Source organism: Paracoccus beibuensis (genome assembly GCF_026162625.1).
Taxonomy (GTDB): domain Bacteria; phylum Pseudomonadota; class Alphaproteobacteria; order Rhodobacterales; family Rhodobacteraceae; genus Paracoccus; species Paracoccus beibuensis.
The window spans coordinates 1-22,912 of the sequence record NZ_JAOTBD010000021.1 but is presented as its reverse complement, the minus strand read 5'-3'; the positions used below and the strand labels follow the sequence as shown (position 1 = coordinate 22,912).

Genomic DNA, 22,912 nt, shown 5'->3' with positions numbered 1-22,912 from the left:
GTTGCGCCCCGGCCATACCGAAGGAGGGGACATGCTGCTTTCAATCCGGTCGCTGACCAAGGCATTTCCAGGTACGCGCGCGCTTGATGATGTCGATTTCGACGTCGCCGCTGGCGAGGTCCACGCCCTTTTGGGCGAGAACGGCGCTGGCAAATCCACGCTGATCAAGTGCCTGACCGGCGCCTATCAGCGGGACGCGGGCACCATCGCGCTGGACGGTGCCCGGATCGACCCGCGCTCGACCAGCCAAGCACAGGAACTGGGCATCGGCACCGTCTATCAAGAGGTGAACCTGCTGCCCAACCTGACCGTGGCGCAGAACCTGATGTTCGGACGCGAGCCGCGCCGCTTCGGCCTTGTCGACAGCCGCCGCACCCGGGTCGTGGCTCAGGCGATGCTGCAACAGTATGGGCTGGACATCAACGTGGATCGCGACCTTGGCACCTATTCGGTGGCGATCCAGCAGATCGTGGCCATCGCCCGCGCGGTGTCGCTGTCGGGCAAGGTCCTGATCCTGGACGAACCGACCGCCAGCCTCGACCGTCGAGAGGTCGAGATGGTCTTCGACGTCGTGCGCGACCTGCGCGACCGTGGGCTGGGCATCGTCTTCGTGTCGCATTTCCTGGACCAGGTGTTCGAGCTGACCGACCGCGTGACGATCCTGCGCAACGGCCGCAAGATCGTGACCGAGACGACCTCGAACCTGAACCGGATGTCGCTGATCGAACACATGTTGGGCCGGGCGCTGGAGGACGCGGTGTCCGAAACGCACGATCACGGCAAGGCCGCGGCGCCACGGATGCTGCAATTCGACGGCATCGGCCGGGCTGGCGTGATCGATCCGTTCGACATGACCGTAGGGCAGGGCGAGGTCGTGGGACTTGCGGGTCTTCTGGGGTCGGGCCGAACCGAAACGGCCGAGATGCTGTTCGGCCTGCGCCAGTCGCAGGGCGGGCAGGCGCGGGACGTCGACGGCCCCTTGGACCTGCGCAACCCCCGCGCGGCCATCGGCGCGGGTTTTGGCTTTGCGCCCGAGGATCGCAAGACCGACGGGATCGTGGCGGACCTGTCGGTCCGCCAGAACATCATCCTGGGCCTGCAGGCGCGGCGTGGCTGGGCGCGCCCGGTCCCGCGGGCGGAACAGAACCGCTTGGCCGACGACTATATCCGCAAACTGGACATCCGCACATCCGACCGCGAAAAGCCGATCGGAGAGCTGTCCGGCGGAAACCAGCAGAAGGCCGTGCTGGCCCGCTGGCTGGCGATGAACCCCCGCTTCCTGATCCTGGACGAGCCGACGCGCGGCATCGACGTCGGCGCCCATGCCGAGATCCTGCGCCTGATCGAGGACCTGACCGCCCAGGGCATGTCCGTCCTGGTCATCAGCAGCGAGATCGATGAACTGGTCGCCGTGGCCGACCGCGTGATCGTCCTGCGCGACCGCCGCCACGTGGCCGAGTTGACGGGCGCCGAGGTCACCGGCGACCGCATCATGCGCGCCATCGCAGACGAGGCCGCAGCATGACCCTGTTGACACGCATCGCACCCCAGCTGATCGCGCTTGCCGCGCTGATCGCGCTGGTCTCGGTCTTCTTTCCGGGCTTCCTTGCGGTCGAATTCAGCGGCGGGCGCCTGGTCGGACCGGTCATCGACGTACTGAAGCGCAGCGCACCGGTCGCGCTGCTGTCCGTCGGCATGACGCTGGTGATCGCCACGCGCGGCATCGACCTGTCCGTCGGCGCGATCATGGCGATCTGCGGGGCGTCGGCCGCGCTGGCGATTTCGTCCGGCCTGGGGCTGGCGCCCGCGCTGCTGATCGCGCTGGCGGCCGGGGCCCTGGCGGGGCTGTGGAACGGCGTGCTGGTGGCCGTGGTCGGCATCCAGCCCTTTGTTGCCACGCTGATCCTGATGACCATGGGACGCGGCGTCGCGCAACTGATCACCGAGGGCCGCATCCTGACCTTCACGGATGCGGGCTTTGGCTGGCTGGGGTCGGGCGTGTTGCTGGGCATGCCGGTGCCGACCTGGATCTGGGTTGTCACCGCCGCCGCCGTGGCGCTGGTCGTGCGCCGCACCGCGCTTGGCCTGCTGATCGAGGCCGTGGGCGTGAACCGCCGCGCCTCGGCTTTGGCAGGCGTCAACGCCACCGTGCTGCTGATCGCGGTCTATGTCGCCTCGGGCCTCTGCGCCGCGCTGGCCGGCATCGTGGAAACCGCCGACATCCGCGGCGCGGACGCCAACAACGCCGGGCTGTGGCTGGAGCTTGATGCGATCCTGGCAGTCGTCATCGGCGGCAACTCGCTGCTGGGCGGACGGTTTTCGATCATCGCATCCATCCTGGGGGCGCTGATCATCCAGACCATCGGCACCGGCATCCTGCTGGCCGGCTTTCCGTCGGAATACAACCTGGTCATCAAAGCCGGGCTGGTGCTGATCATCCTGATCCTGCAATCGCCCCGCATCGCGGCCGAGTGGTCGCTGTGGCGCGACAGCCACCGGGTCGAACCGCGCCAGAGGAGCCGGATATGAACACCCGCGCCCTGCCGCTTTATGCGACCATCGCGATCTTCCTGCTGGCCTATCTGCTGGCCTGGACGCAGTTCCCGAACATCCTGTCCACGCGCGTTCTGGGCAACCTGCTGACCGACAACGCCTACCTGGGTATCGTCGCGGTCGGCATGACGCTGGTGATCCTGTCGGGCGGGATCGACCTGTCCGTGGGCTCGGTCATCGCATTTTCCGGGGTCTTCATTGCCGTGGTGCTGCGCGACACGGGGCTGCATCCGCTGGTCGTATTCGCGCTGCTGCTGCTGCTGACGACGGCCTTCGGGGCGGGCATGGGGTTCCTGATCGACCGGCTGGCGATGCCCGCCTTCATCGTCACGCTGGCGGGCATGTTCCTGGCGCGCGGCGCGGCCTACATGCTGTCGATCCAGTCGGTGCCGATCCAGCACCCGTTCTTCCAGACGCTGCAGGGGGCTTACTACCTGATGCCGGGCAAGGGGCGGCTGACGCTGATCGGCGTGCTGATGCTGCTGGTCGTGGCGCTTGGCATGGTCATCGCGCATCGCACGCGCTTCGGCGCCAGCGTCTATGCGCTTGGCGGTGGCGAACAGACCGCGCGGCTGATGGGCGTTCGGCAGGGGCGGACGACGGTGCTGGTCTATGCCTTCTCGGGGGCGATGGCGGGTCTCTCGGGGATCGTCTTTTCGGTCTATACCGGGTCCGGCTATTCGCTGGCGACGGTGGGCACGGAACTGACGGCCATCGCCGCCGTGGTCATTGGCGGCACGCTGCTGAGCGGCGGGGCGGGCTATGTCCTCGGGACGCTGGTCGGCGTGCTGACGATGGGGCTGATCCAGACCTACATCGTCTTCGACGGGTCGCTGTCCAGCTGGTGGACCAAGATCGTCATCGGCCTTCTGCTGCTGGTCTTCATCCTGCTGCAGAAGGGCCTGCTGAAACTGTCCGGAAGCCGGCTGGCACGGGGTGCCGCATGAACGCCTATGACGACCGCCCGTGCGAGCTGGGCGAGGGACCCCTGTGGCACCCCGAGCGGCGGCAGTTCTTCTGGTTCGACATCCTGAACCGCCGGTTGCTGTCGCGCGACGGCGGGCGGGCGCGCGAATGGCGGTTCGACCGCATGGCCTCGGCCGCAGGCTGGGTGGACCGCGACCGGCTGATGATCGCGACCGAAACGGGGCTGGCGCTGCTGGACCTGCGCGACGGCAGCCTGGGCGACGTTGCGGCGGTCGAGGCCGACGATCCCGAGACCCGGTCGAACGACGGTCGGGCGGACCGGCAGGGCGGGTTCTGGTTCAGCACGATGGGCAAGTCCGCCCAAGCCGGCCGCGGGTCGATCTATCGGTATTACCGGGGACAGGTGCGCCGCGTGGTCGAAGGGCTGACGATTTCCAACGCGATCTGCTTTGCGCCTGATGGTCGCAGCGCCTATTACTCCTGCACCAAGGCGGCCACGGTCTGGTGGCTGCCGCTGGACGCCGACGGCTGGCCGGACGGACCCGCGCAGCTGTTTCTTGACCTGTCGCCCGAGGGCGCCAATCCCGACGGCGCCGTCGTCGATTCCGAGGGCGGGTTCTGCTGCGCACTGTGGGGCCTGGGGGCGGTGCGCCGCTATGACGCCGACGGCAAGCAGACGCATCAGATCGCGGTGCCCGGGCGCCACAGCAGCTGCCCGGCCTTCGGAGGAGAGGACTTCCGCGACATGCTGGTCACCACCGCGTTGGAAGGGATCGAGAAGCCCGATGCCCTGCAGGGTCTGCCCTACCTAGTGCGCGCCCCGTTCCCCGGCCTGCCGGAACCGCGGGTGATCCTGTGATCGCGCCGTTCGGCACCCTGCCTGACGGGCGGGCGGTTGACTGCGTGACGCTGCGCGACGGGGCGTTGACTGCGCGGGTGCTGACGCTTGGGGCCATCGTGCAGGACCTGCGGATGGAGGGGGTCGATCACCCGCTGGTGCTGGGCTGTCCCGATGTGGCCGATTACGTGGGCCGCGGACGCTATCTTGGCGCCATTGTGGGGCGGTGCGCCAACCGGATCGGCGACGCGTGCTTCCGGCTGGACGGAACGCTTTACCGGACGGACCGGAATTTCCGTGGCCGCCATACGCTGCACGGCGGCGCCGATGGCAGCGACGTTCAGTTGTGGCAGGTCGCGGCCCTGGCGCCGGACTGGGTGACGCTGTGCCTGGTCCTGCCGGACGGGCACATGGGCTTTCCGGGCACCTTGCGGATCACCGCCACGATCGCCTTGGCGAAGAACGCGCTTGCGATCGAGCTGTCGGCGGTGACGGACAGGCCGACCCTGTGCAACCTGACGCATCACGGGTATTTCGACCTCGACGGGCGGGGCGACATCCGCGACCAGCAGCTGAGGATCGACGCCCGGCAGTACCTGCCGGTGGACGACGACCTGATCCCGACGGGCCGGGTCGCCCCGGTCGAGGCGACGGCCTTCGACTTTCGCCAGTCGCGGGTGATCGGGGATGCGGGCTATGACCACAACTTCTGCCTGTCGGCGGCACCGCAGTCGCTGAGGCCCGTCGGCGCCGTTACCGGCCGCCGCCTTGGGATGGAGGTCCTGACGACCTGCACCGGCCTGCAATTCTATGACGGCGTTCAGCTGGACGGGGTTCCGGGCCTGGACGGGCGGATCTATGGCCCACATGCCGGCCTCGCCCTCGAGGCGCAGCACTGGCCCGACGCGCCGAACCACCCCGACTTTCCGGACATCGTCCTGAGACCGGGGGACGAGTTCCATAGCACCACGCATTACAGGTTCGCGGCAACGTCCTGAGGTCGGTCGGGGACGCGCAGACATGCAACGGGCGCCGGATCGACCGGCGCCCGTCGTGCGTTCCAGAAGATTTGGCTCAGTCCGCGCTGCGTTCGCCCAGCTGCAGCCCCGCCGGGGTCAGGGCCAGGTCGCCACGATGGGCTGCCGGGGCCAGCGGACGGCCGGCCAGCGCGGCATCGAACTGCGTGCGGTCCAGCGCCCCCTGCCAGCGGCTGACCACCACGGTCGCCACGGCGTTGCCGATGAAGTTGGTGATCGAGCGGCATTCGGACATGAAGCGGTCCACGCCCAGGATCAGCGCCATCCCGGCCACGGGAACCGTCGGCACCACCGACAGCGTCGCCGCCAGCGCGATGAAGCCCGCGCCGGTCACGCCCGCCGCGCCCTTGGACGACAGCATCGCGACCAGCAGCAGCACCTGCTGTTGCACCGACAGGTCGGTGTTCGTCGCCTGCGCGATGAACAGGGCCGCCAGCGTCATGTATATGTTGGTGCCATCGAGGTCGAACGAATAGCCGGTCGGCACGACGAGGCCGACGACGGGACGGGCGCAGCCGGCCTTCTCCATCTTTTCCATCAGCGAGGGCAGGGCCGATTCCGACGACGAGGTGCCCAGCACCAGCAGGATCTCGGCCTTGAGGTACGAGATCAGGCGAAAGATCGAAAACCCGTTGACCATGCAGACCGTGCCCAGGATCACGATGATGAAGACGGCAGAGGTCAGGTAGAAGGTGCCCACGAGCGCGGCCAGGTTCACGATCGACCCGATGCCGTACTTGCCGATGGTGAAGGCGAGGGCCCCGAAGGCGCCGATGGGGGCGGCCTTCATCAGGATGTCCACGACGCGGAAGATCGCGAAGCTGGCGGATTCCAGCACGTTCAGCACCGGCTTGGCCTTTTCACCGACCAGGATCATGCCGATCCCGAACAGGATCGCTACGAACAGCACCTGCAGGATGTTGCCTTCCACGAAGGTCGACATCAGGGTGGTCGGGATGATGTCCATCACGAAGCCCGTCAGCGACGTCTCGTGCGCCTTTTCGGCGTAGCCCGTGACGGTGCTGGCATCGAGGGTCGAGGGGTCGATGTTCATCCCGCGGCCCGGCTGGACCACGTTCGCGACGATCAGGCCCACGATCAGCGCCAGCGTCGAAAAGGTCAGGAAATAGGCGAAGGCCTTGCCGACGACCGAGCCGACGCCCCGCAGCGTGCTCATGCCGGCCAAGCCGGTCACGATGGTCAGGAAGATCACGGGCGCGATGATCATCTTCACCAGCTTGATGAACCCGTCGCCGAGCGGCTTCAGCGCCTCGCCCGTCTGGGGGTGGAAGTGGCCGATCAACGCGCCCAGCACGATGGCTGCGATGACCTGGACGTAGAGGTGTGCATAGAAGGGCTTGGGGGCGGGCGCATCGGTTTGCGCGGAAGCGTTCAGGTGCATCTGGTCTCCTCCGACCTGCATGTGTCGACTTTGCGCCCCCAAAGGTTAATGCTGAAACATCGGCCGCATGGCAGCAGTGCGTCGTTTTCATGGCTGAACTTGCCGTGCATGGCGGGAATCGTGTGTGGTTTTCCGCACAGGGAGCGCGTGCTAGTGTGGAAGCCGAAACACCCGAAGCTGCGAAGGGCAGGCAGGACGGCAAGCGTCACGGACGATTTGCCGCGACGTGATTCGCGATGGTGGCTGGCGCTCTGCTGCCTGGTGCTGGCGACGCTGGTGCCGCTGGCGACCCATCGCCTGACGCATCAGGCGGCGCTGGCGCGGCTGGAGGATACCGCCACGGTGGCCGCACAAACGCGGGCGCTGGCGCTGGACAGTCTTCTGGACCGTCAGCGCGCCGTCGCGGCCGTTTTGGCCGTCGACCAGCAGGTGGTCGAGGCGCTGGAAGGCGGCGTCGATGCCGATGTCGCGGTGTCGGCCAAGCTGGACCTGCTGCGGGCAGAAACGCAAAGCAACGTGATCTATCTGCTGGACCGCAGCGGCCGCGCTATCGCGGCTTCGAACTGGGGCAAGCCGGTCAGTTTCGTGGGTCATGACTATGGGTTCCGAGACTATTTCCGCGAGGCACTGGCCGAAGGAACCGGGCAGGAATACGCGCTTGGTACCGTCAGCGGGCGGCCGGGCCTTTACCTGGCGCATGACGTGCGCGCCGGCGGGCAGACCCTGGGCGTCGTCGTCGTGAAGGTCGAGTTCGACGCGCTGGAGGCGGCTTGGGCGCGGGATCCGGCAGCGACGCATGTGTTGGACGAAACCGGCCGCGTGATCATCACCAGCCGGCCGTCGAAGCGGTTTCAGCCGGCGCCGGCCCTGCCCGGCGTCGCCGACATCGGCGCGCCGGTGCGACGGACGAACTGGCGGCTGGTGGTGCAGGCGCCGACCGCCGCGGCGGGCCGGGTGGCGGCGCTGGCGGCGGGGACGGCGCTGATGGCGACGCTGCTGGCCGGGGTTGCGGCGGCGCTGATCAGCGCGCGGCTGCGCCGGGCCGCCCGCAGGACCCGGGCCGCGGCCGCATATCGCGCCGACCTGGAACGCGCGGTGGCGGCAAGAACCAGCGCACTGTCGGACGAGATGCGCGAACGCCAGGCGGCCGAACAGCGGCTGGCGCAGCTGCAGGCCGACCTGGTGCAGGCCAACAAGCTGGCGACGCTGGGTCAGGTCACGGCGGGCTTCGCACACGAGGTCAACCAGCCGCTGGCCACGATCCGTTTGCTGGCCGAGAATGGCCTGGGCGTGCTCAAGGACGTGGCGCCGATGGTGCGCCAGAACCTGGACCGCATCGTCGGGATGACCGAACGCATCGGCCAGATCACCAGCGAATTGCGCAGCTTTTCCCGCAAGGCCACCGGTTCGTTCGGCGCCGTGTCCCTGCGCGACGCCATCGAGGCGTCGATGATGCTGACCGCCAGCCGCCGCCGGGCCAGCGCTATGGCGTTCGATCTGCCGAACATTCCCCGCGACCTTTTCGTGCGGGCCGAGGCCGTGCGGCTGGAGCAGATTCTGGTCAACCTTCTGACCAACAGCCACGACGCGCAGGAAGGCATGGCGGGTGCCCGCATCAGCATCACGCTGGCCGAAGGGCCTGACAGCATCGGCCTGACGATCAGCGACGATGGCCCCGGCCTGACGCCCGACATGGCCGCGCAGCTGTTCACGCCCTTTGCCACGGACAAGCCGCAGGGGCTGGGGCTGGGGCTGGTGATCTCTCGCGACATCGCCCGCGATTTCGGAGGAGAGTTGGACGTCGTTCCGCCAATCGCGGGTCGCGGTGCCGCCTTTCGCCTCACCCTGCCGAGGGCCGCATGACCCCGTTGCTGCGTGTCCGCCTTATTGATGACGACGACGACCTGCGTGCGGCGCAGCGCCAGACGCTGACGCTTGCGGGGCTGGAGGTCGAGGAATTTTCGGCGGCCGAGCCCGCCCTGGCGGGGTTGAGTCCCGACTATCCGGGGGTCGTCCTGACGGACGTCCGGATGCCCGGCATGGACGGCATCCAGCTGTTCCAGCGGCTGCATGCGCTCGATCCGGACCTGCCGGTGATCCTGCTGACCGGGCACGGCGACGTGCAGATGGCAGTGTCGGCGCTGCAGGACGGAGCCTATGACTTCCGGACAAAGCCCGTGGCGGCCGACCGGTTGATCGCGGCGCTGCGGCGGGCGCTGGCCACGCGGGCGCTGGTGCTGGAAAACCGGCGGCTGCGGCTTCCGTCGCTGGATGCCGCGGCGGCGCATCCGCCTCTGATGGGCGACAGCGCCGCAATGGTCCGGCTGCGAGAGATGCTGCACCGGGTTGCCGAGGCCGAAAGCGACGCCCTGATCCGCGGCCCTGCCGGCGCAGGAAAATCCTTGGTCGCCCGCGCGATCCACCAGCAGGGACGACGCCGGTCCCGTGCGCTGGTGACGGTGGATTGCGCCTCGGTCGACGCGGCGGGGTTCGAGGTGCTGCTGACCGGGCAAGAGGCTGCGCCCGGCTCGCGCCTGCCGCGCAGGCCCGGGCTTCTGGAGGGGGCGCATCGGGGGATTCTCTGCCTCGAACGGCTGGACGACCTGCCGCGGCATCTGCAAACGCGGCTTCTGGCGCTGGTCGAGGCCGGCGAGTTCTGGCTGCCCGGCGCCGCTGCCCCGCGCCCGCTGGACCTGCAGATCCTGGCGACGACCGGGCCATCCGGCGACCTGCACGAGGGCCTGTTCTATCGCCTGTCGCGCGCCATCCTGGAGGTGCCACCCCTTTCGGCCCGGCGCGAGGATGTGCCGGCCCTGTTCCGGCACTTCCTTCAGGCGGCCGCCGACCGGCTGTCGCGCAGCGTCCCGCCGCTGACCGACCTGCTGATGGCACGGCTGTCCACCCACGGCTGGCCCGGCAATCTGCGCGAATTGCAGGGGCAGGCCGAAAGCCACGTCCTGGGCGTCGGCCCCTGGACGCCCGACACTGCAGGCGGCGACAGGCCGGCGCTGCCCGACCTCGTTGCCGCCTGCGAGGCCGGACTGATCCGCGACGCCCTGCGCGAAGCCCGTGGCAACGCAACCGAGGCCATGACGCTTCTGGGCCTGCCGCGCAAGACCTTCTACGACAAGCTCTCCCGCCACGGGATCAGGCCCGCCGACTTCCGCAGCCAATGAATTGCTGGCCGGCTCCTGCAAGCATGGCCACGCGTGGAACGGGCTGGGCCGCGGGTGGACGCCTCCCAGATGACGCGTCCTGCACGTGACGCCGAAGCCCGGATCGGCATCCGATCAGGTACGGCTATGGGTCGTTGCACCGAGCGGCGGCGCCGAGCGCAGGCACACCCTGCAGGCGTGCCTGCGCTCGCCTCAGGCAAGTACGTGTTCGGCCGGAAAGACGTCAGCTTGCAGCCGATTCAAAGCCGTTCCTGCGCAGGATCAGGCTCTCGGGTCCGTCCACCGACCGCGCGATCCGGCGGAGGCTTTCCCCGGCCTCCGTCCCGAGCGGGTCCCCATCCACAAGACTGCGGAAGTTCAATCCCCGTTTCGGCGGCGATCAGCGAAATCGCGGCCATAGACGAAGGCGCTCTCGACCAAGCTGCGGATCATGCGGCCTTGCGATAGAACGTAGCCGGTGGCCGCATCGATCATCACGCCGACCTCCCAGAATTCTTCGGGGATGGGGGATGTCGGTGGCGCCACCCTGGCCCTCAGACGCCCGTCGCTGTCGTGGAAAACCGGCTCTGTCAGGACCGACAGCCGGAAGCCCTGCGTCGCGGCCGCGCCGATGATATAGTCCTTTAGCCCCAGCCAGTCCTTCTGGTTCAGGTCCTGGTGCTGCGGCGTGCAGTGGGCGTAGTGGAGGTGTTTTCCTCGGCCTAGTGTGCGTCGGGTCCCCAACCCGCGCCGCGCCGGCGCATCATGTGGCTTCGGTCCAGCGGATTGCGGCGACAGAGATTGTTGCCGGCCTGGTGGTCCGGGTCCAGCCGCCATTCGCCCCGCCGCTTGAACATCCGCGCCTGCGCGCCGTCGATGTTGACCGCCGTGACCAGCGGAAGACGCCGGACGGCCGACTGGATGACCGTAAAGTTGCGATAGCGCAGAACGGCATCGTCGTCGCCGGCCACGGGCGCGGCTTCCCACCGACCCAGACCCGGCAGCGGCACCAGCAGAGGCCCCGCCCAGGAAGCCAGGGTCGGAACCGTTCCTGTCGGCGAACGGCCCTGCTGCCGATACCGGCGCCTCGGCGGGCAGGGCGGTGCCGGGCAGGGTGCGGAAGACATCGCGGCGGGCGGCCTCCAGCACGTCCGCGGCCACGGCATAATTGTTCCCCATGAACCGACCGGCAAAGTGCAATCCGACGGCGTGATCGTCCTCGAGCGAGACGAGCGCAGAGCCGGAGTTTCCGCCGAGAGACGAATAATCCGCCAGCAGCGTCATGCCCTGGCAGGCGGTGCCCGTGACGAAGCCCGGCGCCAACCGCTTGACGCCGTATGTGCCGCGAAAGACCCGGTGCATGAGGTTGGCCGGCGACGGGGGCGCGGTCGCCGGCCAGCCGCTTGCCCAGGATCTGCAGCGGCACCGTTCCGGGCTGGGGGACGACGCGCAGGAACGCGGGGTCGGGTTCATCGTCACGCGCGATATGGAGAGCCTCGGTCACCTCGGCCCTGCTGTGAGCGGTTTCCGACGAACCCGTGATAGTCCGGCCGGGCCCTCATGTCGCTGCCGAACCGGCCGGTCCGCATGCCGAAGCGGAGGCGTTCGGCGAGGACCAAGGCCACGTGCCGGTTCGTGACCGCCAGCGTGTGGTCGATCAGGAACCCCGTTCCGGCATAGGGAAGCGTCGCGTGATGCAGCAGATCGATTCGGCCGATGCCGGTCGCGGCGCGCGTCAACATGCTGCCGTTCCAGGTCACGAGGTCCAGAAGGTCAGGGTCGGTTGCGATCGCATTGGTCGCGTCAATGCCGCTTTCGGTCACGAAGAAGGCGGGACGAAGCGCCGCAAGGACGATGTCCTCGGCCAAGCCGTGCTGGCCCACCGGCGCGGTTCGAAGCAGGTCCGGTGCAAGACGTTGGCTGCTGGGCAGGTGTGCTGGCGTCAGAGATCCCGCATCGACAAAATGCGCGCGGCCCGCGCCTGGAAATCTGGGGTGTTCCGGCGAACCTGATCGATCTGGCCTTTGAACATTCTTCACGTCCCGCACACGATTCTGACGTGATCGTCGTTTGACTGTTGCAGCAAAGGAAGACTGCACGCGGCAATGCGGTGACGAAACGCAGGGGCTGCCTGTCAAAGCTGCAGTATGCGCAAAATGACAAAAGCCGATGACCAGTGACGCGTAGACGACACACCGCATCTGCCTGGGTGGCAGTTTACGTTTTGTTAACACCTTCATTATGACCTTCGGCACCGCCGCAATTTCGTTGGCGATCAGCCTGACCGGACCTACTTGAAAGGCGACAGATGTTTCTGTTCGACGACCGAACCGACAAGATGCTGGACATCTCTGCCGACTGGAGCGCCGCCACCGGCGAGAGCGACTGCAGCGTGACTGCGCATCTGCGCGCAGGACAGATCGCAGCCGTGACTGTCGAGGATGACAGCAATATCTCGATGTGCCGAAGCGCCGCCGCAGCTATTCTCGGCGACGATATCCTGCGGTCGATCGAGGCGTCGCAGAGCCTTGCGCGAAGCGACTGACGCGGTTTTCGCCCCGGCGGTCAGTCGGGAATGACGGCCGTCGCCTCGATCTCGATCCTGGCGGCGTCCTCGATCAGGGCCGACACCTCTACGACGGCCATGGCCGGGAAGTGGCGGCCGATCACCTCGCGGTAGGCGGCACCGAAGTCCCGCAGGTTGTCCAGGTATTCGCGCTTGTCGGTGATGTACCAGGTCAGGCGGACGAGGTGTTCGGGTCGTGCGCCAGCGGCGTCCAGAACGGCGACGACGTTCAGCAGCGTCTGGCGGAACTGGCCGACCATGTCGGGATGTTCCCATTCCTGGCGGGCGTTCCAGCCGACAAGGCCCCCGGTGAAGACCATCCGCCCCTGCGCCATCACCCCGTTGGCATAGCCCTTGGCGGGTAGCCATCCGTCGGGTTGCAGGAACATGTGGGGGCTGATGGCGGTCATCGGAACTCTCCTGCAATTGTCAAGCGGCTCATGTCTCGCCGCCCGAGATCGAGATGGCCTGGCCCGTGATCATGTCCGATCCGTCACCGCAGAGCCACAGCACCGTTCGCGCGACATCGCCGGGCGGCACAAGCCGCTTCATCGGGTTCAGCGCCTCTAGCCGGACGCGGGCATCCGACGTGGTGCAGCCAGTCTTGGCGGCGATGTTGGCGATCGAGCGGTCAGTCATCTCGGTGTCGAGAAAGCCGGGGCAGACGGCGTTGACGGTGATGCCCTTGGCCGCAAACTCTTGCGCGGCCGAGCGAACAAGGCCCACGACGCCGTGCTTGGCGGCCGCGTAGGGCGCGACATAGGCATAACCCTTCAGCCCGGCGGTAGATGCAATGGCGATCAGCCGTCCCCAGGGCTTGCCCGACATGGCACGCGCGCCTTCGCGCAGGGTCAGGAACGTGCCCGTCAGGTTGACGTCGATCATCCGGCGGAACGCCTCGAGATCCGTTCGCACCAGAGGCGCGCTTTCCGACGCGCCGGCATTCGCGACGACGATATCGGGCAGGGCGTCGCCAATGGCGCGGGCCACGGCGGCCTCGTCGGTGATGTCGCAGACGGTCCAGGTGATCCGCCCATGCCGCCGCGCGGCGCGTTGCAGCGGGTCCGGGCGACGGCCGCAGATGGTCACCTCTGCCCCGTTCTGCGCCAGAAGCACCGCGATCTCGGCACCCACGCCGGAACCGCCGCCAGACACGAAGGCACGCTTTCCCTGCAGCATCATGACATGGCCTTCGCGCGTTCGGCCAAGGTGATCGCTTGGCGCCGACCGCCCTCGTAGGGCTTGGGCCAAGGCTGTGCGTCGTCACCCAGATCGACCGCCTGGTGAAGCGTCCAGTAGGGGTCGGCCAGGTGCGGCCGCGCCAGCAGCACCAGGTCCGCCCGGCCCGCCATCAGGATCGAGTTCATGTGATCGGCCTCGTAGATGTTCCCCGCGACCAGGACCGGCAGGCCGATGTCGTTGCGGATGCGGTCGGCGAAGGGCACCTGGAACATGCGGCCATAGACCGGCTGTTCGCCCTTGTCCGTCTGCCCCGATGACACATTGATCGCATCGGCGCCGGCTTCCTTGAACATCGCGGCGATGGCCACGGCCTCGTCCGGCGTCACGCCGCCGTCCATCCAGTCATGGGCCGAGATGCGCACCGTCATCGGTCGCTCTTGGGGCCAAGCCGCGCGCATGGCCTCGAAGACCTCCAGCGGGAAGCGCATCCGGTCCTGCAGGCTGCCGCCATAGTCGTCGTCGCGCCGGTTCGTGACCGGAGAGATGAAGGACGCCAGCAGATAGCCGTGTGCGGCATGCATCTCGACCATGTCGAAGTCGGCCTCGGCGGCCGTGCGGACCGCCTGCACGAATTGGTCGCGGACCATGTCCATGTCGGCGCGGTCCATCGCCTTGGGCACAACGTTCCCCGGCATCAGCGGCATGGCCGAGGCCGAGATCAACGGCCAGTTCAGGCCCTCGGGCAGCGGCTGGTCGATGCCGTCCCAGGCGACCCGGGTCGAGCCCTTGCGCCCGGCATGGCCGATCTGAGCACAGATCCGCGCCTGCGTCTCCTCGTGGGCGAAATCGACCAGGCGCTTCCAGGCGTCCAGCTGGTCCGGGCCGATGCAGGGGCAGCCGGGGGTGATCCGTCCTTCCGGACTGACGCACAGCATCTCGGTGAAGACCAGCCCGGCGCCGCCCTTGGCGCGTTCGCCGTAATGGATCAGGTGCCAGTCGGTCGGCATCCCGTCACGGGCCTTGTACTGCGCCATGGGCGAGACGACGACACGGTTCACCAGTTCCATCCCCCGTAGGCGGAATGGCGCGAACATCGGCCGGCGGGTCGAGTTGCTGCCCGCCTTCCGCTGGAACCATGCCTCGGCCGAGGCCAGCCATTCTGGGTCGCGCAGGCGCAGGTTCTCGTGGCTGATGCGCTGCGAGCGCGTCAGCAGCGCATAGGTGAACTGCATCATGTCCAGCGCCAGGTGACGGTCGATTTCCTCGAACCACTCGGTCGAGTTGCGCGCGGCCGACGTCACGCGCAGCACCTGCAGCTCGCGTTCCTCCTGGTAATCCTCCAGCGCGCGGGGCAGGGGCTTGCCGCTGTTCAATTCGTGCGCAAGGGCGATGGCGCTTTCCATGCCGAGCTTCGACCCCGACCCGATCGAGAAATGCGCCGTGGCCGACGCATCGCCCAGCAGGACGACGTTGTCGAAGAACCACCGTTCGCAGGTGACGCGCGGGAACCTGATCCAGGCCGACCCGCGGATGTGGTTGGCGTTCGTCATCAGGGGGTGGCCGCCCAGGTGCCGCGCGAAGATCTTTTCGCAGAGCGCGATGCTCTCCTGCTGGCTCAGGCTTGCGAAGCCGAAGGCGTCGAAGACTTCTGGCCCACATTCGACGATGAAGGTCGCCGTGTCGTCGTCGAACTGATAGGCATGGGCCCAGATCCAGCCGTGTTCGGTTTGCTCGAAGATGAAGGTGAAGGCGTCGTCGAACTTCTGGTGCGTTCCCAGCCAGACGAAGTGGTTCAGCCGCATGTCCGTCTCGACGCCGAAGCGGTCGGCATAGAGGCTGCGCGTGCGGCTGTTCAGCCCGTCGGCTGCGACCAGAAGGTCGTTGTCGCGGCGCAGCTCCTCGACCCTTTCGGGCGGGATGTCGGCCTCGAAGGCCAGCCGCACGCCCAGGTCGCTGGCCCGCTGCTGCAGCAGTTGCAGCAGGACCTTGCGGCCGATCCCCGAAAATCCGTGCCCGCCCGAGGTCATGCTCTCGTCTCGGCGCACCACCTTCACGTCGTCCCAATAGGCGAAGTTGTCGCGGATCATCTGTTCCGATACCGGGTCGTTGCCGGCGAAGTTCGACATCGTCTCGTCCGACAGAACCACGCCCCAGCCGAAAGTGTCGTCCGGTCGGTTCCTTTCGAAGACGGTGATGTCATGTGCCGCATCGCGCAGCTTCATCGAAATGGCGAAATAGAGACCGGCGGGGCCGCCGCCAAGGACTGCGATTTTCATGCCCAGGGCCTTCCTGCTGCTTCCGTGGCAGGATACCGCGGCGCCCGGTTATTTCAAGCTTGAAATAACCGGGCTGTCCCGCGCGTCAGTCGGGCAGAGCATAGGCGATCACCGCATCGCTGACGCCGGTTTCCATGAAGTGATGCCCGCCCGGCGCGATCAGCACGTATTGGCGGCCGTCGACCTCATAGGTGATCGGGTTGGCCTGGCCGCCGGCCGGCAGCTCGTCGGTCCACAGGACCTCGCCGGTCTCGATGTCGATGGCGCGGAACAGGTTGTCGGTCGCGGCGCCGATGAAGATCAGCCCGCTGGCGGTCACCACCGACCCGCCGTTGTTCGGCGTCCCGATGGCCAGCGGCAAACCGGACGGGATGCCCCAGGGCCCGTTCCGTCGCGCCGTCCCGAGCGGGCGGTCCCACAATGTCTTGCCGGTTTCGAGGTCAATGGCCCGGATGCCGCCATAGGGGGGGGCGGTGCAAGGCATGCCGGTCAGCGGCGAGCGCCACCCGGCGTTGACGTCGATGGCATAGGGTGCGCCGATCTGGGGGTCGCCCGCGCCCTCGGCATTGCTGCCGGCGTCGCCGCCGCTCTCCTGCGCGTAAATCGGCTGGAGGTTCCGCTCCTCGGCCTCTTCGCGCGGGATCAGGCGGTTGTGGTTCGGGATGTCGTTATAGTTCGCGACGATGATGCCGCGATCCGTGTCCACGGCGACAGAACCCCAGTCGGACCCGCCGTTGTAACCCGGATACTGGATGAAGTAACGGTCGGCAGATGGCGGTGTGAAATAACCATCGTAGCTCGCGCGGCGGAACTGGATGCGGCACCACAGCTGGTCCAGCGGCGTCGCGCCCCACATGTCGCGTTCGGTCAGGGGCTTCTGGCGCAACGTGTGATATGTGCTGGCCGGCTGGGTCGTCGCGATGTAGTCGGGCTCGATCTCTCCCTGGGAAAGAACCTCGAACTCTCCGACCGGGTGGAGGCTTTCGCCGGTTTCGCGGTTCAGGATATAGATGTCGCCCTGTTTCGACGGCAGGATGATCGCGGGGACGGTGGTGCCGTCCTGCGGAAAGTCGACCAGCGTCGCCTGGCTGCCGAGGTCATAGTCCCACACGTCGCGATAAACTGTCTGGAAGGACCAGACCGGCTCTCCGGTGGTCGCATCGAGGGCGACAAGGGCGGTCGACCACTCGTTCTCCGCCTCGGACCGGTTCGAGCCGTAGTAGTCCACCGAACTGTTGCCCATCGGCAGGTAGACCAGGCCCAGCTCCTCGTCGGCCGTGGCGGTGGTCCACATGTTGGGCGTGCCGCGGGTATATACCTCGCCCTCGGGCGGGCCGTCGGCATTCTGTTCGGGCGCGCCCACGTCCCAAGCCCAGGCAAGTTCGCCGGTGCGGGCGTCAAAGCCGCGGATCACGCCTGACGGCGCATCCTCGGCCTGACCGTCCTTGACCTGCGCGCCGGTCACGATGATCCCCCGGACGATGGCGGGTGGCGCGGTTACGGCGTACCAGCCGGGCACGCGCTCTCCGATGTCTTCCCAGAGATCGACCGTGCCGTTCTCGCCGAAACCCTCGCAGGGGTCGCCCGTGCGTGCGTCGACGGCGATCAGCTTGGCGTCGAGCGTGCCCTCGATCACGCGGGTCGAACAGAGATCGCCCTCGGCCGCTTGCGGATCGGTCCAGATGCTGACCCCCCGGCAGCTGGCGGAATATGGGATGGCGTCGTCCGGGACACCCGGGTTGAAGCGCCAGTTCTCCTCTCCGGTCGCCGCGTCGATCGAGATCAGCACGTTCTTGGCAGAACACATCAGAAGGTCGTCACCGACCTTCAGCGGTGTCGTCTCGGGCGCGTACTTTCCCTCGGCCTCCGCGCTAGGCATGTCACCGGTGTGGAAGACGAAGGCGCGTTCCAGCCCGGCGACATTTTCGGGCGTGATCTGGTTCAGCGGCGAATAGCGCGTGGCGTCGCTGTCGCCGCCCCAGAAGGGCCAGTCTGCCCCAAGCTGCGGCTGCTCCTGCGGAGCCGTCGCCATTTCGCTGCTGTTGTCGAAGGGCGCGACAGACGGCTCTGCCGCCGGACCGGTCTCTGCCTGGTCTGCCGGAGTGATCGGCGCCTGCTGCGCCTGCGCCGGCACAGCGAAAGTGATGGCGGTGGTGGCGAAGAGAAGGAAGAGGCGGCGCGAATTCATCCGGATGTCCTTGTTCGATACGAGGCTGCGCCGGACCGCGACGAACCCTGTCGGCGGTCCGGCAGGCGGCTATCTGTCGTGCTTGTTGTCGCTGAGCGCGTCCTTGACCTTGCCGACGCCCTTCTGGATCTTCCCTTCGGCCTGGTCCGCCTGGCCGCTGCGCTCGGTTTCCTTGTCGCCGGTCGCTTTGCCTATCGTCTCCTTTGCGGAGCCGATGACGTCCTTCGCCTGACCCTTGGTGCGATCTTCGTTCATTGCGTCCTCCTGTGCTCTGGGCTTCCGGTCAACCGAACCGGGCGGGATATGTTCCTGACGTCCTGGCCCCCGCCGTTGGAACATCGGCCGGAAACTGCGGTTCAGGGCGCGAATGCCCTATCGGCATCCTTGAAAGAAGGACTGGCATGGCAGACCGAAACCGCTGGCGCCGCGACACCGCAAGCGGCTGGTCCCGTGACGAGGCGGAGGAAGATGCCGACCGCCGCCGGTTCGACGACGAGCAGCGCTTCGGAGCAGGTGCCGAACGCAGCGACATGGAACACCGACCCGATTCCGCCGTCTATGGCCGCGATGCGGACCCGCGCTACGGCGGCAACCGTTACGGCGTCGGGAACCTGGGCTTCGGCATGGCGGATTATCCCTACCGCCGGGATCCCAGCCCGCGCAGGCACGGCTATGGCCATGACCGAGACTTCCTCGACCGCGCCGGGGACGAAGTCGCGTCCTGGTTCGGTGACAAGGATGCACGACGTCGGCGTGACAGCGACGAAGATCACAGTGGGCGGGGCCCGAAGAACTATCGCCGCTCGGACGAACGGATTCTCGAGGACGTGAACGACCGGCTGACGGTCGATCGCCACATCGATGCGTCCGACATCGAAGTTTCGGTTGCAGGTGGCGAGGTCACGCTGGACGGAACCGTGCGCGAGCGCATTGCCAAGCGCCATGCCGAGGACTTGGCCGAAATGGTGTCGGGCGTCACGCACGTTCAGAACAACCTGCGCATCGCCGGCGCTTCGACCTCCGAAAGGATGGGCTGAGGGCAGCAAAGTTTCAGCGCCGGAACGAGCGCGACTGACAGACGTTTCGCAACCAGCATTTCGATGCGAGGCCACGATGTTCCGACCGGCGTCTTTCCTAGGCGTTCCGGTGCTGCTGCTGGCGCTTGCTGCCCGCGGCCTGACGCAGGAAAGCGCCATCAGCGCCACCGATGATTACCCCGATCCTGCGACAACGGCCGAACCCGCTGACCGCCCGCAGCCGTCGGAGGGCGCAACCGCACCCGAGAGTACCGCTACCACCGGCTGGAGCGGCGACACCGGAGGTTCGCAACTGGGCACCAGGACACACGGCGCCGCTTCGGCCTCGCCCAGGTGGCAGCCGCCGACGGTGCGCAGCCTCGATCTGGGTGGCCGGCCCGAGCCGCTGAACGAGTGCTGAGAGGCCTGGCGGAAGGGAATGAGTGTCGAACTCACCCTGGACAGGCTTGCTGCCCAATCGGATTTGAAATCCGGCCAAACCGACGGGTCTGGTGCCTTCCAGCGGCTTTCGTTTCGACAGGTTAGTTGGTTGCAATCGCGGGCTTCGCAACATTCATTGTTCGCCCCCCGTTCGTTCCCGCAGCTTTCGAGCCGCCGTTGCGCGAGATTTCTACCGAGCAGCGCCGGCGTAGTGTGCCACCATCGACCGCGACGAATGCCCCGCGACGGCCATGGTCGGCTCATGGGAGCAGCCCAGTGCGGCCGGTTCGTGACCTGCCGTGTGGTACAGGCCGTGCATGTCGTTGGCACCGGAACCTATGCGCCGGCCGCTGCCCATCATCATCGCCCAAGCACCGTCGTAGGTGGATGGCTTGCCGTTGGCTGGGCGCAGATCGTCAAACCCGCTTTCGGTATGGAAGACAGCGCTGCCCGCAGATCAGCAATCAACGGGATTCACAGGGCGGCTTCGGTCTTGCCTTGGCTGACGCTTTTCCCTCCGTCGGTGATGTCGTTCCGCGTGCAATGACTTCGACGGATGCCCGGGACGACTCAGCGTGCAAAAGCGGTAGCGGCGCGGCGCAGGATCGCTGTTCCGTAGGCTGATCCTTGATTCTTCTGGCTGGGTCGTCGCGCCCGCGTCGTGAGGCTGACGACGACCCGAACGTCATCCACCCGCTGCGGCGGGCTTCTTCATGTCCGAAGACAGTGTCCCAAGGACACGCTGCTGATGCGGGATGGTGCCAAGGTAGTCGGGCGGCAAGATCCGGTGCCGGCATGACCGAGTGTGCCCGCAGGCTCTGTGCGCAATTCATCGTCTCTAATACCGTCGACACGAAGAAGAACCATGTTGGACCGACATTTGTGCGTGACAGCAACAGACTGCACGAAAGCTTTACGGAACATACACTGCGGTTGGGGGGCTGGTTGAGTTCTAACGCTCGCCGGATCGGACGTGTTGGCCGGACACGGGCCTGAACGTGCCGGACGATTTGCGCCTCGCTCAGCTGTGGTGGCAGATCATCGGCGACGCGTCCTCGGGTGCGAAGATGGCGCAAGAGCCGCTTGACGCGCTTTGCCAGCAGCAGGAAGACGTGCTGGATCGACTGGCACGGTCAGGCGGGCAGGGCGATCTGGGTCCGGTTCCGAAAGAGCCCGAGGATCCGCAGGTCTGGCTGGACCGGGAAGGAGCGCCGAAGCTCGAAAAAGAAAAGCCCGAGCCGGTGACGATCTCCTAGGAGGAACTGATCAAGCGCTGGCAGGAACAAGCCTGCGACGTTAGCCTCGGGGGGCGCGGCCAGCCGCGCCCCTTCTTTATCCGACGGAGGAAATGCCAATGTCCCACGTTCTTGCCATCGACCAGGGCACGACTTCGTCCCGCGCGATCATCTTTGATGCCGATCTGCGGCCCTGCGGCAGCGCCCAGACCGAGTTTCCTCAGCACTTCCCGCGCGCCGGCTGGGTCGAGCACGATGCGCGCGACCTCTGGTCCAGCACGGCGGCGACCTGCCGCGCGGCGATCGAGAAATGCGGCAATCCCCGCATCGAGGCCATCGGCATCACCAACCAGCGCGAAACCGTGGTGGTCTGGGACCGCACTACGGGCAAGCCTGTCCACAACGCGATCGTCTGGCAGGACCGCCGCACCGCCGCCTTCTGCCGGAAGCTGGAAGAGGCTGGCCACGGCGAGATGATCAGCGCCCGCACAGGCCTGCTGATCGACCCGTACTTTTCGGCCACGAAGCTGAAGTGGATCCTGGACAATGTCGATGGTGTGCGGGCACGGGCCGAGGCGGGCAACCTGGCCTTCGGCACCGTGGACAGCTGGCTGATCTGGAACCTGACCGGCGGCAAGGCACATGTCACCGACGCGACCAATGCTGCGCGCACGATGCTCTATGACATCCACAAGGGGCGGTGGAGCACGACGATCTGCGATCTGTTCGACATCCCTTCTGCAATGCTGCCAGAGGTTCGTGACTGCGCGGCGGATTTCGGCACCACGCGGGCGGACCTCTTCGGGCGTCCGATCCCGATCACCGGGGTCGCGGGCGACCAGCAGGCGGCGACCGTCGGACAGGCCTGCTTCCAGCCGGGCATGATCAAGTCGACCTATGGCACGGGCTGTTTTGCGCTGCTGAACACAGGGGACAGGCCCGTCGCCTCAACGCAGCGGCTGCTGACGACGATAGCGTATCAGCTGGACGGCAAGCCGACCTATGCCCTGGAAGGGTCGATCTTCATCGCGGGCGCCGTCGTGCAATGGCTGCGCGACGGGCTGAAGATCATCCGCAACGCTGCCGAAACGCAGCCCCTTGCGGAAACCGCCGACCCGTCGCAGCAGGTGATCCTGGTGCCGGCCTTCACCGGTCTTGGCGCACCATACTGGAGCCCGGACAGCCGAGGCGCGATCTATGGCCTGACCCGCAACTCGGGTCCGGCAGAGTTGGCGCGAGCGGCACTGGAGAGCGTCGGCTTCCAGACCCGCGACTTGCTCGAGGCAATGAACGCCGATTGGACGCCGCGCGGCGAAACCGCACTGCGCGTCGATGGCGGGATGAGCGCGTCGGATTTTGCCATGCAGTTCCTGGCAGACATCCTGGGCGCACAGGTCGACCGGCCCAAGGTGCTGGAAACGACTGCGCTTGGCGCCGCTTGGCTTGCGGGGCAGGGGTCCGGCATCTATCCGGACGCGGAGGGGTTTGCCAAGAATTGGGCGCTGGACCGCTCCTTTAGCCCCGCCATGGATGATCGGGACCGCCAGTCGCGCTATGACGCCTGGCGGCGTGCGGTCAAGGCGACGATGTCGCTCTGACGATCAGCCAAGGCGTCGATGATGGGTCGGGTGACCGCCTCAGGTCGCACCTGCGCCCGCGTCAGGCTGCATCGTGTGAGGTGAATCCGACTATAGCGCAACTGTCGACCCTTGACGCGGATTTGGCCATGAAGGTCGTCCCACTCCGACGCGCGGCGGCCGCGGCGCTGCGTCGCAGGATTCGAGCGTTGGATGGACGTGTATGTTCGAAGCCAGACGGGTCGAGGAAAATCGGACGTGACCATGCCGGCAGGGGCACCGATCTTTCGCAACATCATTCCTCCCGCAATCGTCGTCTTGCGCGACGACGTGCGCTGCGGCAGTCTCCAGAAGATCACGATTGACAGTAGACTGATTGTGTCTCGGAACTGGTGGATATTGGCTGGCGGCGTGATCTGCAGGTGGACACTCACCCACCCGACCGGCGGCGGCAACGCCAGGGAGATCACGCCATGAAGCAGAATACCGACAGCTCGTCCTTTTCGCTACTGCGTGACG

General features: G+C 66.9%; 23 protein-coding genes and 1 tRNA gene. 14 read left to right on the top strand and 10 right to left on the bottom strand.

Going from position 1 to position 22,912, the window contains the following annotated elements:
* Positions 1–31 precede the first annotated feature (31 nt).
* The 5 genes from OC159_RS13025 to OC159_RS13005 are packed head-to-tail and all read left to right on the top strand — an operon-like array spanning position 32 to position 5,316.
* Positions 32–1,525: a sugar ABC transporter ATP-binding protein gene (locus OC159_RS13025; protein ID WP_265501610.1), complete on the top strand. Its 1,494-nt coding sequence runs from the start codon at positions 32–34 to the stop codon at positions 1,523–1,525.
* Positions 1,522–2,529 carry an ABC transporter permease gene (locus OC159_RS13020; RefSeq protein ID WP_265501609.1) on the top strand — a complete coding sequence of 336 codons (1,008 nt, stop codon included), beginning with the start codon at positions 1,522–1,524 and terminating at the stop codon, positions 2,527–2,529. The genes OC159_RS13025 and OC159_RS13020 overlap by 4 nt, the downstream gene beginning before the upstream one ends.
* The gene (gene yjfF / locus OC159_RS13015) at positions 2,526–3,500 is read left to right on the top strand and encodes a galactofuranose ABC transporter, permease protein YjfF (RefSeq protein ID WP_265501608.1); all 975 of its coding nucleotides are present in this window, start codon (positions 2,526–2,528) and stop codon (positions 3,498–3,500) included. Before OC159_RS13020 ends, yjfF begins: the two co-directional genes overlap by 4 nt.
* Positions 3,497–4,339 carry an SMP-30/gluconolactonase/LRE family protein gene (locus OC159_RS13010; protein WP_265501607.1) on the top strand — a complete coding sequence of 281 codons (843 nt, stop codon included), beginning with the start codon at positions 3,497–3,499 and terminating at the stop codon, positions 4,337–4,339. The genes yjfF and OC159_RS13010 overlap by 4 nt, the downstream gene beginning before the upstream one ends.
* Complete coding sequence (locus OC159_RS13005; RefSeq protein WP_265501606.1) at positions 4,336–5,316, top strand: aldose epimerase family protein; 981 nt, start codon at positions 4,336–4,338, stop codon at positions 5,314–5,316. The genes OC159_RS13010 and OC159_RS13005 overlap by 4 nt, the downstream gene beginning before the upstream one ends.
* A 76-nt stretch (positions 5,317–5,392) precedes the next feature.
* On the opposite strand, the gene OC159_RS13000 is transcribed toward OC159_RS13005, so the two are convergent.
* Positions 5,393–6,757 carry a dicarboxylate/amino acid:cation symporter gene (locus OC159_RS13000; RefSeq protein WP_265501605.1) on the bottom strand — a complete coding sequence of 455 codons (1,365 nt, stop codon included), beginning with the start codon at positions 6,755–6,757 and terminating at the stop codon, positions 5,393–5,395.
* A 216-nt stretch (positions 6,758–6,973) separates the two neighbouring features.
* Between OC159_RS13000 and OC159_RS12995 the strand changes: the two genes are divergently transcribed.
* Both OC159_RS12995 and OC159_RS12990 read left to right on the top strand, forming a co-directional pair.
* Entirely contained in the window at positions 6,974–8,620 is a 1,647-nt protein-coding gene (locus OC159_RS12995; RefSeq protein WP_265501604.1) for a sensor histidine kinase, read from the top strand.
* Positions 8,617–9,933: a sigma-54-dependent transcriptional regulator gene (locus OC159_RS12990; RefSeq protein ID WP_265501603.1), complete on the top strand. Its 1,317-nt coding sequence runs from the start codon at positions 8,617–8,619 to the stop codon at positions 9,931–9,933. The genes OC159_RS12995 and OC159_RS12990 overlap by 4 nt, the downstream gene beginning before the upstream one ends.
* Before the next feature lie 357 nt (positions 9,934–10,290).
* On the opposite strand, the gene OC159_RS12985 is transcribed toward OC159_RS12990, so the two are convergent.
* From OC159_RS12985 to OC159_RS12975, 3 genes are all read right to left on the bottom strand, one after another.
* Entirely contained in the window at positions 10,291–10,656 is a 366-nt protein-coding gene (locus tag OC159_RS12985; protein WP_265501602.1) for a DNA/RNA non-specific endonuclease, read from the bottom strand.
* A complete protein-coding gene (locus tag OC159_RS12980) occupies positions 10,635–10,922 on the bottom strand; it encodes a DNA/RNA non-specific endonuclease (protein WP_265501601.1) in 288 nt (95 codons plus the stop codon). The genes OC159_RS12985 and OC159_RS12980 overlap by 22 nt, the downstream gene beginning before the upstream one ends.
* Before the next feature lie 465 nt (positions 10,923–11,387).
* Positions 11,388–11,795 carry a trypsin-like serine peptidase gene (locus OC159_RS12975; protein ID WP_265501600.1) on the bottom strand — a complete coding sequence of 136 codons (408 nt, stop codon included), beginning with the start codon at positions 11,793–11,795 and terminating at the stop codon, positions 11,388–11,390.
* Positions 11,796–11,818: 23 nt separating this feature from the next.
* Here OC159_RS12975 and OC159_RS12970 point away from each other — a divergent pair, with 23 nt between their 5' ends.
* Both OC159_RS12970 and OC159_RS12965 read left to right on the top strand, forming a co-directional pair.
* Positions 11,819–11,986 carry a hypothetical protein gene (locus OC159_RS12970; protein WP_265501599.1) on the top strand — a complete coding sequence of 56 codons (168 nt, stop codon included), beginning with the start codon at positions 11,819–11,821 and terminating at the stop codon, positions 11,984–11,986.
* A gap of 234 nt (positions 11,987–12,220) precedes the next feature.
* Positions 12,221–12,457: a hypothetical protein gene (locus OC159_RS12965; protein WP_265501598.1), complete on the top strand. Its 237-nt coding sequence runs from the start codon at positions 12,221–12,223 to the stop codon at positions 12,455–12,457.
* Positions 12,458–12,477: 20 nt separating this feature from the next.
* Here OC159_RS12965 and OC159_RS12960 read toward each other — a convergent pair whose 3' ends face one another.
* The 5 genes from OC159_RS12960 to OC159_RS12940 all read right to left on the bottom strand — a co-directional run bounded on the left by OC159_RS12960 (position 12,478) and on the right by OC159_RS12940 (position 18,379).
* Complete coding sequence (locus tag OC159_RS12960) at positions 12,478–12,888, bottom strand: RidA family protein (protein ID WP_265501597.1); 411 nt, start codon at positions 12,886–12,888, stop codon at positions 12,478–12,480.
* 28 nt (positions 12,889–12,916) lie between these two features.
* Entirely contained in the window at positions 12,917–13,660 is a 744-nt protein-coding gene (locus tag OC159_RS12955; protein ID WP_265501596.1) for an SDR family NAD(P)-dependent oxidoreductase, read from the bottom strand.
* On the bottom strand, positions 13,657–15,936 hold the full coding sequence (locus tag OC159_RS12950; protein ID WP_265501595.1) for a bifunctional salicylyl-CoA 5-hydroxylase/oxidoreductase: 2,280 nt from the start codon (positions 15,934–15,936) through the stop codon (positions 13,657–13,659). Before OC159_RS12950 ends, OC159_RS12955 begins: the two co-directional genes overlap by 4 nt.
* Positions 15,937–16,021: 85 nt before the next feature.
* Positions 16,022–18,124: a pyrroloquinoline quinone-dependent dehydrogenase gene (locus OC159_RS12945; RefSeq protein WP_265501594.1), complete on the bottom strand. Its 2,103-nt coding sequence runs from the start codon at positions 18,122–18,124 to the stop codon at positions 16,022–16,024.
* A gap of 69 nt (positions 18,125–18,193) precedes the next feature.
* Complete coding sequence (locus tag OC159_RS12940; RefSeq protein ID WP_265501593.1) at positions 18,194–18,379, bottom strand: CsbD family protein; 186 nt, start codon at positions 18,377–18,379, stop codon at positions 18,194–18,196.
* Between the two features lie 146 nt (positions 18,380–18,525).
* Between OC159_RS12940 and OC159_RS12935 the strand changes: the two genes are divergently transcribed.
* Together OC159_RS12935 and OC159_RS12930 are read left to right on the top strand one after the other, a co-directional pair.
* Positions 18,526–19,161 (top strand): BON domain-containing protein, encoded by a 636-nt coding sequence (locus OC159_RS12935; protein ID WP_265501592.1) that lies wholly within the window; start codon positions 18,526–18,528, stop codon positions 19,159–19,161.
* A 76-nt stretch (positions 19,162–19,237) separates the two neighbouring features.
* The gene (locus OC159_RS12930; protein WP_265501591.1) at positions 19,238–19,561 is read left to right on the top strand and encodes a hypothetical protein; all 324 of its coding nucleotides are present in this window, start codon (positions 19,238–19,240) and stop codon (positions 19,559–19,561) included.
* A 6-nt stretch (positions 19,562–19,567) separates the two neighbouring features.
* Here OC159_RS12930 and OC159_RS12925 read toward each other — a convergent pair.
* Positions 19,568–19,661 (bottom strand) — tRNA-Sec (locus OC159_RS12925).
* Between the two features lie 918 nt (positions 19,662–20,579).
* On the opposite strand from OC159_RS12925, the gene OC159_RS20190 reads away from it, so the two are divergent.
* The 3 genes from OC159_RS20190 to OC159_RS12910 all read left to right on the top strand — a co-directional run bounded on the left by OC159_RS20190 (position 20,580) and on the right by OC159_RS12910 (position 22,870).
* Entirely contained in the window at positions 20,580–20,837 is a 258-nt protein-coding gene (locus OC159_RS20190) for a hypothetical protein (RefSeq protein ID WP_407674129.1), read from the top strand.
* A gap of 98 nt (positions 20,838–20,935) precedes the next feature.
* Entirely contained in the window at positions 20,936–22,414 is a 1,479-nt protein-coding gene (glpK, locus tag OC159_RS12915; protein ID WP_265501590.1) for a glycerol kinase GlpK, read from the top strand.
* A gap of 237 nt (positions 22,415–22,651) precedes the next feature.
* The gene (locus OC159_RS12910) at positions 22,652–22,870 is read left to right on the top strand and encodes a hypothetical protein (RefSeq protein ID WP_265501589.1); all 219 of its coding nucleotides are present in this window, start codon (positions 22,652–22,654) and stop codon (positions 22,868–22,870) included.
* The last annotated feature ends 42 nt before the right edge of the window (positions 22,871–22,912 follow it).